The following is a 10,733-nucleotide window of genomic DNA, read 5'->3' on the forward strand; positions in this document are numbered from 1 at the left end:
CACGTCGTCTGCATCCTCAGCTTGCACAACGAGAGACAGGTCCGGGCAGGAGGGTGTCACTGCTGGAGAAAGAGCGATTGTCCGAGCTGAATCCGTTCCTGCACGACAAGGGTACGAGGATTTCGCCGTTCTATCTCGTCAATGAGAGGCCGCAAGCCTCGGCGATTGGCAAGTTGAATAGCGAGCCCTGGTCGAGCATTCAGCTCTAGCACTAGCGGCTGACCTTTCTCGTCAACGGTAATATCAACCCCAAGATACCCGAGCGCTACCGCATCGGCACACCGCGCAGCTACAGTGAGAATGTCGTCCCAATATGGTAGTTGCACCCCACACAAGGGTACTGTCGAGTCTGGGTGTACCGTAATCCACGTCTGAGCGAGGAGCGCATACGTTGTCTGCCCAGTCACAAGATCGATGCCGATGCCAATCCCTCCGGCATGGAGATTGGCACGTCCTCGCGAACGACGAGTCGCGACTCTCAGCATCGCCATAAGTGGTACGCCACAGAATACAATCACGCGAATGTCCGGAAGTCCATGGAAACTCAATCGTTCTAACAACACGTGAGGCGTAATGCGTGACTCGATCAAAGCGCTGTCATAGCGTTGATTCAATGAGTAAATACCACTGAGAATATCCGAGAGATGGCTCTCAATGTCGTGAACAGAAAGTCGCTTACCATCAGCAGTAAGGAATTCTGCGAGCTGCTGTTCGACTATGCTGAGAATCCCCTCCCCACCTGCTCCCTGCGCTGGTTTAATCACGAAAGCTGGCCACGTGCGCGACTGCAGCATGAAGTCAGGAATCTCACGATATGACTGATAGACGGCGAGTGTATCGGTAACTGGCAGACCAAGAGCTGACAGTGCCGCTTTGGTTTTGACTTTATGATCAACAACTTGAAACAGCGCTCGTGGATTGTAGCGGGCAATGAGGTCGTGGTTCCGCCGATTGAGCCCCAATAGCTCGTTAGACAAGCGCCACACGGTTGCACTCATCCGGTTGACACCTTCCGTGTTTCCACCGCAGGTGGAACCTCAGCTTGCCCCATCAGCTTGGCAAACCGCCAGTACTCAAGCAGTCGTAAACCACGCCAGCGACCGAGCAAGACCTCAACCCCGATGATGAGCATCAGCACCTCAGGAAACGCAAGGACGAATGGCTTTAAGCCGGTGCTTTCAATCCCTACGTAGGACACCGTCGCAACTAACAGCGTGTGAAAAGTCAGACGAAACGCCTCGCGTGTCCCCCGTTCAAGCTGCGTGTTGGTAAAGTTCTCGATGATATTCGCCATAATCACCATCGGGAAAATACTCACATGCAACAAGGCGCCAATGCCAAAGGTTGCGCCAAGGACCGTCAGCCCCACCATACTCACGGCAACAACGGCAATCAGGATAGCCACGCGTGAAACGAGGTGGAGTCGTAGCCCTTGCAGGGCAAGGCGGAGGCCAGTGCCCAGTCCGACGATGATAGCGAAAACCACCATTCCCCAAATCAAACCAGTCGTGAGGAATGCGAGCGCGAGAAGCATGGGCGAAAACGTGCCAAAGGTTTCTAGCCCAATCACGTTTCGGAGGATCACAAGGAAGAACGCAATCAACGGCAGCACCAAGATGAGGCTCAAGGCAGGAAGTGGCACATGGGCCTGGACTGCCAACGCCCAGAGGTGAACCACTTGTCGACGCCACCAACTCCAGTGCGCTACGGTCTGTGCATTAACAACAGTGGCAACGAACCCGTCTTTCTGTAGCTGCGCCTCGATCGGATTTTCCGAGGTCACACTCGTCGCACCAAAACGCCACAGAGAGAAGACGTCAAGCGGCTGTGTCAGTACGATGATCTCGCGAGGTTTAAGCAACAACTCTAATACGGCAGCAAATGTGGCGGTGACGGGTCGTGGAACTCGGCTGACAATGACCACGCGCAGATCATCGAGTCGCACTCCTTGCTCCCCTTGTTTCAGCAATGCGTAGATTCCCGCGGTATCAGCCGTATTCACCAACAACAGGTTCGCTTCCCGGATCACACTTAAATTGTCATTCACGAGCGACTGCAGGGCATGTTCTCGCGAGAAGCTCGACTCAAAGTCGACACTCAGCAATGCGGCATTGACTCGCGCAGCCTGAGCTTCAGCCAATATGTGTTCAACCACCCCTTGAGGAAGCGGGCCGTCATTCAACAGGACAATATTGGCGCGCGGGCGATCAACATAGGTTGTCACCGCCCGTAACCGGTCGCTTTCGTGTCGCCCCCCGTGGCGCGCATTGAGAGGCTGGCGCTCGCCAGCGTGAGTTGCGAGCACCGCATTGCGCGAGACTGGCCGGATGAAGAACGTATACTCCACCGGCACCTTGCGTGTATGCATGAGGAGCGGCAAATCGTTGCGATATAGAGCCAGATACGTATTCGGTAACCAAGCAAAGTAGCCAGCGCTCGGATCTATTGGTACCCAGATACTGCCAACCCACACCTCCGCCCACGCAATAGTGGATCGTTTCTGTGCCATGTCTCCTAAGCGAATCCCACCCACAATGCGTGCCGGAACACCCACAGCCCGTAGTAATGCAACAAGAGCACGGGTTTTACCTAAGCGACTTCCTCGTTGCGATTGGATCACAGACAGTGCGTCATTCTTCTGTCCTGCCTCACCAGGAACAGAGAAAGCAGCGACGTGTTGATAGATAGCCCATATGGCCTGATCCACCCGCTGCAGCGCTGCGGCAAGGTGTTGCGCTTGTGTTCGTACTGGCTCGCCATCGCTTTGAATCAGGGCCGACGGACTCAGGTAGGTTTGCAAGGCTTGATCGCCCCTGGGCTGTGGGAACGGCACGGTCGGAACAGGAATGACCGTATCGACAATTTGTACGGTGTACTCATAGAACAGTTGCCGTGGAGCTGCGCCTGCATGAGTGACGGACCAGTGCCCCCAAAGGTTCAACCCGTCGGCTTCTTCGCGATAACTGACACCTTCAGCGCCGGTCCGACGCTCAAGCACGCTTTGCCGCGCATCGGATAACGGCAAGAGCATTTGCACGTGCGTTCCCGGCTGCGCAGACTGCACATCTACTGTCGCCGAGATCTTCCAGTACGCTGTTGCAGGGTGGTCTGGGTGTTGCTGCTCTGCAGGAGCCGGCGTTACAGTTTCGTCACCACTGAACACCGGCTCCTCATCTTGCGCTCGGCTGTGCGCCGGCAGAAAACCTACCGCAACGAAGCACAATAAGTGAAAAATGATAGCGAATGGTTGCATGGGCAATTGCCGCCCATCCTAAGCCTGAGACCCAATGAGATCAAGAAAGATTTTCCGCGCTGGAACGAAGCATATCCGTTGCTTCAACCAACGGACGAAGTCCGAGCCCACGCTCTTCGAGAAACTGTCCAACGACATCATGATATTGATCGACACTGCTCAGTTCCTTCAACCCTAACCGTAGTCGTTTACAAGGACCAAAGGCCCGAGCATACCAATCAATCATCTTGCGAAACTGTAAGCACGCCAGATGTTCACCGCGAAGCTTCACCGCCCAGAGAAAATGGCGCGTCATGAAAGCGACACGGTCCAGCAATGTCGGTGGCGAGGGGAGTGAGAAACCTGCAAATACCGAACTGATTTCACGAAATATCCACGGATTCGTGAGTGCGCCTCGTCCGATGGCTACCCCCGCACAGCCTGTCTCAGCCAACATCAATGCTGCCGATTGTGCGTCACGGATATCGCCATTCCCGAAAACTGGTAATGACGGCACAGCTTGAACCACCGCTCGGATACCAGCCAGATTGACCGATCCACTAAACGCACTTTCGCGGGTGCGGCCATGAATGGTGAGCGCGGCGATACCAGCATCTGCGAGAATTGGTGCAAGCTGAACCGCGTCTAACTGCCCTTCTTCCCACCCGAGTCGTGTCTTCACCGTCACAGGAATCTTTACGGCCTGCGTAATCGTTCGGACAAACTTTCCCGTTTGCACGGGATCACGTAGCATGGCTGCGCCAGCGCCACGGCAGACCACCTTCTCAACCGGACAGCCCATGTTGATATCGACGACTGCCGCGCCAGACTCCACAACCAATTGCGCAGCATCGCGCAGTTCTTCAGCGACCGCCCCGAACAGTTGGACTGCGAGCGGTGTATCTTCCGGGCAGGTTTGGGCAAGCACTTTAGCTTTATTATGTTGTTCCAAAAGAGAACGCGCATGAACAAGCTCAGTGGTGGCAAGAGCAAACCCTCCGACCTCGCGCATACACAAACGAAACGGGAGGGTGGTATAGCCAGCAAGCGGGGCTAACAGAAAGTTAGAAGAGAGCGGAAGGGGACCAATCGAAATACTCGTACGCATAGGGGTCAATGGTTACGAAAAACTGTCGGGGCGTAGCATGCTGCGCCCCGACGATGAAGTCCACAGATGTTGTTCACGATGCCTTACCGCGGCGTATGTTCAGCAAGGAACTGGAGAATCGCCCTTTTTGCCGCAGGTTGGTGTTCCGCTTCTTTCCATTTCTCGATGAGGGTAGCCTTCTTGGCCAGAGCAACGATATCACGCGAGGTTTCTGCTGGATGATATTGATCATTACCTAACAACACCAGCAGTGGAGTCTCGCAGCGAGCAACGAAATCGCGCGACACATTGAAGAGGAAGTCACCACCGTACATTGCCGTCTTGAAAGACTCGAAGGTACTGTCATTCGCCTCTGGATGGAGCGGTTTCATTTCTTTGGCCCAGCCGTCAAACATATCGAAGAACGCTTGCCGGTTATTGAACATACCAATCGGCTGAAACAACACAGCAGAGGCAACCCGCTTCGGCGCCGCTTGGATGAGGCCCATACTGTAGGATCCACCGATACACATCCCTGCAACATGAAAGCGATCGATCCCCAGATGATCCATGAGTGCCACTTGATCTTGTGTATACACCGGCCAACTGTCGGTCGCCCGAATCGGTGCAGTCGAGTTACCAGCGTTCCGTTGATCCATAGCGATCACGCGATAGTGTTCCGCGAGATCAGGAATCGGATTCCACGCGACCTTATCCCAGAACGACACCGCCGAGCGCATGCCACCTGGGGCAATGAGCAACAGCGGAAATCCTTTTCCATGCTCTTCATAGTAGATTTTGGCATCTCCCCGAGTGAATATTGCCACGCGTAGCCCTCCTTATGGCTGTTATACGTTATATTCGCTCCAACACCACTACCGGAATCTCACGTTCAGTTTTCTTTTGATAATCGTTGTACGGTGGATAGATGGCTGCCATCTTCTCCCACAAACGGGCCCGTTCTGCACCTGTCGCGGTACGGGCCTTCGCACGAAAACGATCGGCTAAGACTTGTACCTCAACAGCAGGTTTGGCCGCAAGATTGAGGTACCAACCCGGATGCTGCGCTGCTCCACCTTTTGACGCAACAATCACGAACGTACCATTAGCCTCACCATAGATGAGTGGCATAACAATCGGTTTTCCCGAGCGGCGACCATACGTAGTTAACAGTAACGTCGGTATTGGGCCCGGTCCACCAACCGGTGCCGAGTCCCACATATGGCCATCCTTACCATCGGTTTCGACATAACGACGCAGATGATCATCAATCCATTTCGGTAAACTCGCAGGGGTTTTGGCTTCACTCATAGTTTCTCCTTAAATAGCTTGCACCAGTTTAACGCCAAACTGCGCAGCCGCATTGCCACCGAGCATACGGGCAATCGTCGGTTCATCAACCTGGGCGTTGCTCAGTTGCGCAATCGCATCCCACGCACTCGTAGTGTCATGATGCGGATACCGCGACCCCCAAACAACCTTCTCCGCGAACTGCTGCGGCAATTTCTGAATCAGTCGCTCTTCCGCATCAAAACCTAACAGGACATGGCCTTCCTCCCACATCTCTTCAACATCTGTCCGCATCGGATAGTAATGAAGCAAGGGCACGACACGGGTCGACGCCTCCATTTTTTCCAAGACCTCTTCCATCCATGAGGCCTTGCCGTGGGCAACCACGACCTTCATCTGCGGGTAGCGTTGCATCACGGTATACCCAATCAGCGTTGACGCCACAAACATGTGGTTATCTAACCACGGAGACAAAATGGGAGAAATTGGATGCCCCAACGGTTGCGAAGCAAAGAAGGCGATGTTGGATCCGTTACCACCACCAGCAAATGGGCCACCACCGGCTTCTCGCAAAAACGTCTGCTGATGCAATCGATTCTTCACTTTTTCGCAAAATTGTCCATGCGATGTCCACTCCGGGTTCCATAATCCCAGGGCTGGATGTACCGCTAGCGGCATACCCAATCGCTCTAACTCAGCCCACAACGGATCGTAGTACGGATGAGTGAAATAATGTCCTTCGATGAACATCGGGCGAATAAACGCGCCCCGAAAACATGAGATCTGGGCAATGCGTCGTAACTCGGCAACCGTGTAGTCCATGTTCTGCAAAGGAATCATCGCCGCGGCAAAGAGGCGGTCTGGTGCAACTTTGCAGAAATCAGCGATCCAGTTGTTGTACGCCCGCGCTAATGCGTACGCCACGTCGGGATCTTCAACAAGGTGGAATCCTTCAGCAAACCAAGTGGGATAAAGAAACGATTGATCCACTCCCATCGCGTTCATATCTTTGAGGCGTGTGTGCGGATCCGAGGCTCCAGCATTTGCTGCATGACGTGTATTCGGATCGAGGTCCCCAACTTGCTCCCATGTCATCCCTGGTTTCCAGATCGCATGACGCGGGATGTTGCGGTTCACGGTATCGCGGAACATTTTGCCGTTGACCTTGAGATACGAGTTATACTCCCCTTCCTCGCGCCACAGTGCGTGTTTGCCAAGTGTACGATATTCTGGTTCCAGATATTGTTGCCAAATCGCCTTTGACTCAACAACGTGTGAGTCGGCATCGAACACTGCAAAGCGTTTGGTCGCACTCATGTCCGTGCTCCTTCCCGTGCGTGACCGTTGACGCGCGCCCCTTCACCGTAGCGACGGACAATCGCGGCTTCTGGATCGAGAGAGCGTTGCACTTCTTCGTCTGTCGGCCACCAGTCAGGTCGCTCAATCTCAGTGACACGGTCGCGAATGAAGGTCTTCGGTGCGTCAATGCGGTACAGCTTACGGGCATTTTCACCGAGGAATTTGGCTTGATAAGACTCCGGCAACTCACACGTACGCATGGTTTCGATTGCCCGCCAGGCATCGTCACCATCGTGATGATAGACATCCGAGGACCAGGCCAGTATGTCCTGGTAGAACTCAGGCAATCGCGACGGTGGTGCTTCGTCCCCTTCAAAGCCGGTGACGCAGTGCTCGAAAAACGTCTCGCTTGGAAGTCGTTTCAGGCGCGGCAACTGCCGCTCATTGCGATACAACTTATACATCTTGTCGCATTCATCCAACAAAAAGCTCAACCACGTGGAGGACGCTTCAAACACGGCAGCTCTGAGTTCTGGGTACCGATCGAAGAAGCCTGACATCAATACCATTGTCACCCACAGTGCCGCTTCAGCTTGGAAATTCTGCACGTTAGTCAGAAAGAAATGGGGCAACCCTGAACTGTAAATCGTCTTCCCTATAAGCTCAGCACCAGAATACTGCTCAGTGTAGCCCGGCGGCTTGAGTGTCCCCATCGCCGGAAATGGGTGCATACCGTAGACGACTCCGGTTTCTTCCATTGCTTTCCACAAGGGCTCATATTTCGGTTGAATGGGATAGTTCCCCATCGCGTCGATCGGACGTACCAAGGCGACGCGACAGCCTTTCGCGGCTACACGGTATAATTCTTGAATAGCAAACGTCGGATCCTGCATCGGCAGCATCGCGGCAAAGAAAATGCGATTCGGAGCTGCTTGGCAGTACTCGTACGCCCATTCGTTGTAGGCTTTACACACCGCTTTGGCACCAACGGCATTTTGCAACCACGGATAAGTATCGATGTCAGTGGGTATGATCATGACTTGGTCGATACCTTGCACGTCCATATCACGCAGACGTGCAGTCGGCTCATAGGAACCTTTATGATCGATATAGGCAGCTTGCTCTTTGGTGAGGGCAGTCTTGGGATTGAGATTGCGGGCATTGAAGGCCCGCTGAATATTATGTTTCATCCCTGGCCCTGCCAACGTGAGAATGTTGACCACCCCAGGCGTTCCGCCCATGCGCTGCGCACCAATGCCGGTCCCCGCGTGGCCATTGACGATCAGTTGTCTCGTCTCAGCGTCATACCACATCGTGTTTTTGAGCGCTTCGAGTTCATCCTTTGTCAGCCACTCTTTTGCCCGCTCCCAGATCCATGCGGGCTCAGTAACATGAGCATCACAATCAAAAGTGGGAAAGTCTTTCGTCATTGGCGCAAACCGCTGAATCGGCATGGCTGACCTCCTTCTTGTAGACTTACGACTGGCGACTTCACACCGCGACCTCTGCCTGTCTCGTTATAGTCAACAATCGCAACGTTGACTACCTACTAGAGAACATTCGGCATCCAGGAAGACCGTAGCAAGTGCGTTATACTGGGATCTTCTGCCTATACTAGCGCTTTGTATGACAGCAATAATTTCCCTGTTCCGCCGCATGTTTGGCTCGTTACGAATACTCGGCTTCCTTAGAGTGGCGATTGTTCTGAGTTGTCTTGCCGAGTCTGGTTGTATGTATGGCCTTGCAGCAAAGGCAGCGCTCTCTGTTGCTGGAGGTGTCGTCCGCGCCGTCTCCAAACCGGCAACTGATAACGGAACACCATTGCCACAGGATCGCAATGCGCTCCTTGATGCCTATAGAGAATGTCTGCGCGGCAAGGCGATCATGCCCAGCATCGATTGTTCTCGCTACCAGCATGCTTTGGAGTAAACAGAACGAGCTCGCTATTTGAACACTTCGCGCGCACCATCAATCAGCGTTTGGTCAATTTTTTTCTTCATCCGATCACACGAGTTCCCTTTGTTTAAGGCTGCAGAGCAGTTTGCAGGGTGGTGAGCGTCATTGAGGAAGTCGCAATGGTAACACTCTCATCTTTTTTGGATGCACCATAAACCGCTTGTCGAGAGTGGGTCCTACTATGTTCCCCCTATCCGGATTGTCATAACTGACTGTCATGACATGACACTTCTGACACAGGGGCCACTTCGGCCTTTGGTCTTACAGGTGACTCCATCATCTCTCCTATGGGTCCAGCAGAGGTATCTATTCTTTTTGTGACCTCGTGGATCCATACGCACAATGCCGCTGCTCTGGCTGCACTGCAACCTGAGCGTAACGATAACATAAAGTTACAATTTTCTTTATACACTAGGTTTTCATGCTCGTTGTGTTATGCGAGGCATCCACAAGGACAACATGAGCTCATTCATTGGTTTGCAGTCTTCCCGGGTCATGTAACGATACGAAACTTCCCACTCCTGACACGCGTGCCTCCTTCTGTTAGCTGCATTGGGCATACTCATTGCCCTTCTTGAGCAACACGCTCAACAGCCAAGGAGGCAACAATGCAGCTTCGAGGGATCGCCGTACTGACAGCCCTGACAGCGATGTTGGTTGGTGGGGGTGCTTCTCCGACACAAGCATCAACGTTCTCCGTAACGGAATCCTATACAGATCCAGTCTATGGCAAATACAGTGGCGGCACGGCGCTGTGGCTTCCGGGAATTGGTAGCGACTATGTGTTTACGACACCTGGGACATTTACTACCAACGGACCCGGAGCAACGTTAACCGGGTCGGTGTGGAGTCAATCCGATCCACAAGAGGGTTTCGCATTGAACATTCAATTCTCTGGGCTCGTACAGCCTGGTGACCCAGGATACGCACCACCAGATAGCCCAAAACGAGAACTCACGCGCAGAGCGTACAGTGAGAAGGGAGGGCCGGTCAAAGTCAACGAGTGGGTCTACTACACTGTCTTTACCGGAACACTCACAGGACTAGGAAACTATGCAGGATTTGAAATCGATCTGGTACGCGTGGGACCCGCATTCCAGATGGGCTATGGTGCTAACGGAAAAAATCTTAACTTCGGCGGCTCTGGCTGGTTTCAAGTCACTGCCAGTCGCGCGCCTCAAGGCCAATCTCCTTTACAATTAACTCCTGGCGGTCATGGGGATTTCAACCTCGACTTTGAGAACAGGATCATTGTCGTCGACCCACCTATCAACATCGTTCCTGAACCCGGGTCCCTTGTCTTATTCGCTACTGGCGTCGTTGGGCTTGTCGCGCTGCGTCGACACAAACGGCGAGAAATGCACTAAAGAAGGGAGACGTCGCAGCTCAAGAAGGGGCTGAGCAAAAAATCACTGCAAGTGAAACGATCGCCCAACAAGAAAGACATGTCGGGAACGTCGCAGCGTAACGAGGACGCTACATCAAACCGCAGAAGATTGGCACAGCAACGTTGTCACCCTGAGCGCAGCGAAGGGTCTCTCTGGGAGATTCCTCGCGATGCTCAGAATGACAGATCCACAAAGCCCAAAGCAGAAAGTGTACGAGTGTTCCGAGTTCCGATTTAGCGCGACGTAAACCCATACACCCTGAGCGTGTCGAAGGGTGGCTCGTGCTTCGGCCATCTCTATCTCAAGTAGGAGGGCCTATATTCCGGTTCACGCATGTCGGTTGACTCACTCTTACCTACTGTGCCACACACGACTTGGAAGGGTAGGGTGGTAAGCGAGCGTGGACTGCGGTCAAGAGGCGCGCAGATATAGAGGAAGAGGATGGATACGCCATGCTACCGATGGTGGGAGTACCGGGCAC

General features: G+C 53.5%; 9 protein-coding genes. 2 read left to right on the forward strand and 7 right to left on the reverse strand.

Annotation, left to right across the window (positions count from 1 at the left end; genetic code table 11):
* Positions 1-56 precede the first annotated feature (56 nt).
* The 7 genes from FJ147_13400 to FJ147_13430 all read right to left on the reverse strand — a co-directional run bounded on the left by FJ147_13400 (position 57) and on the right by FJ147_13430 (position 8,362).
* Positions 57-998 (reverse strand): alpha-L-glutamate ligase-like protein, encoded by a 942-nt coding sequence (locus FJ147_13400; protein MBM4256878.1) that lies wholly within the window; start codon positions 996-998, stop codon positions 57-59.
* Positions 995-3,253: a hypothetical protein gene (locus FJ147_13405; protein ID MBM4256879.1), complete on the reverse strand. Its 2,259-nt coding sequence runs from the start codon at positions 3,251-3,253 to the stop codon at positions 995-997. Before FJ147_13405 ends, FJ147_13400 begins: the two co-directional genes overlap by 4 nt.
* 40 nt (positions 3,254-3,293) lie before the next feature.
* Positions 3,294-4,340, reverse strand: a complete 1,047-nt coding sequence (dusB, locus tag FJ147_13410) for a tRNA dihydrouridine synthase DusB (GenBank protein MBM4256880.1) — start codon at positions 4,338-4,340, stop codon at positions 3,294-3,296.
* A gap of 83 nt (positions 4,341-4,423) precedes the next feature.
* On the reverse strand, positions 4,424-5,059 hold the full coding sequence (locus FJ147_13415; GenBank protein ID MBM4256881.1) for an alpha/beta fold hydrolase: 636 nt from the start codon (positions 5,057-5,059) through the stop codon (positions 4,424-4,426).
* A gap of 115 nt (positions 5,060-5,174) precedes the next feature.
* Complete coding sequence (locus FJ147_13420; GenBank protein ID MBM4256882.1) at positions 5,175-5,630, reverse strand: nitroreductase family deazaflavin-dependent oxidoreductase; 456 nt, start codon at positions 5,628-5,630, stop codon at positions 5,175-5,177.
* A 9-nt stretch (positions 5,631-5,639) separates the two neighbouring features.
* Positions 5,640-6,926 carry a hypothetical protein gene (locus FJ147_13425; GenBank protein ID MBM4256883.1) on the reverse strand — a complete coding sequence of 429 codons (1,287 nt, stop codon included), beginning with the start codon at positions 6,924-6,926 and terminating at the stop codon, positions 5,640-5,642.
* The gene (locus tag FJ147_13430; GenBank protein ID MBM4256884.1) at positions 6,923-8,362 is read right to left on the reverse strand and encodes an amidohydrolase; all 1,440 of its coding nucleotides are present in this window, start codon (positions 8,360-8,362) and stop codon (positions 6,923-6,925) included. Before FJ147_13430 ends, FJ147_13425 begins: the two co-directional genes overlap by 4 nt.
* Before the next feature lie 172 nt (positions 8,363-8,534).
* Between FJ147_13430 and FJ147_13435 the strand changes: the two genes are divergently transcribed.
* Positions 8,535-8,837, forward strand: coding sequence for a hypothetical protein (locus FJ147_13435; protein ID MBM4256885.1), 303 nt, complete (start codon positions 8,535-8,537; stop codon positions 8,835-8,837).
* Positions 8,838-9,472: 635 nt separating this feature from the next.
* Positions 9,473-10,231 (forward strand): PEP-CTERM sorting domain-containing protein, encoded by a 759-nt coding sequence (locus FJ147_13440; protein MBM4256886.1) that lies wholly within the window; start codon positions 9,473-9,475, stop codon positions 10,229-10,231.
* Positions 10,232-10,733 lie beyond the last annotated feature (502 nt).

This window comes from Deltaproteobacteria bacterium (genome assembly GCA_016874775.1).
Lineage (GTDB): Bacteria > Desulfobacterota > Binatia > Bin18 > Bin18 > VGTJ01.

What these genes read in the sequence shown, in the direction of transcription:
- FJ147_13420 (MBM4256882.1), bottom strand. Translation starts at nt 5,630, where the DNA reads ATGAGTGAAGCCAAAACCCCTGCGAGTTTACCGAAATGGATTGATGAT.
- FJ147_13435 (MBM4256885.1), top strand. Translation starts at nt 8,535, where the DNA reads ATGACAGCAATAATTTCCCTGTTCCGCCGCATGTTTGGCTCGTTACGA.
- dusB (MBM4256880.1), bottom strand. Translation starts at nt 4,340, where the DNA reads ATGCGTACGAGTATTTCGATTGGTCCCCTTCCGCTCTCTTCTAACTTT.
- FJ147_13415 (MBM4256881.1), bottom strand. Translation starts at nt 5,059, where the DNA reads ATGCGCTCGGCGGTGTCGTTCTGGGATAAGGTCGCGTGGAATCCGATT.
- FJ147_13405 (MBM4256879.1), bottom strand. Translation starts at nt 3,253, where the DNA reads ATGCAACCATTCGCTATCATTTTTCACTTATTGTGCTTCGTTGCGGTA.
- FJ147_13425 (MBM4256883.1), bottom strand. Translation starts at nt 6,926, where the DNA reads ATGAGTGCGACCAAACGCTTTGCAGTGTTCGATGCCGACTCACACGTT.
- FJ147_13400 (MBM4256878.1), bottom strand. Translation starts at nt 998, where the DNA reads ATGAGTGCAACCGTGTGGCGCTTGTCTAACGAGCTATTGGGGCTCAAT.
- FJ147_13440 (MBM4256886.1), top strand. Translation starts at nt 9,473, where the DNA reads ATGCAGCTTCGAGGGATCGCCGTACTGACAGCCCTGACAGCGATGTTG.
- FJ147_13430 (MBM4256884.1), bottom strand. Translation starts at nt 8,362, where the DNA reads ATGCCGATTCAGCGGTTTGCGCCAATGACGAAAGACTTTCCCACTTTT.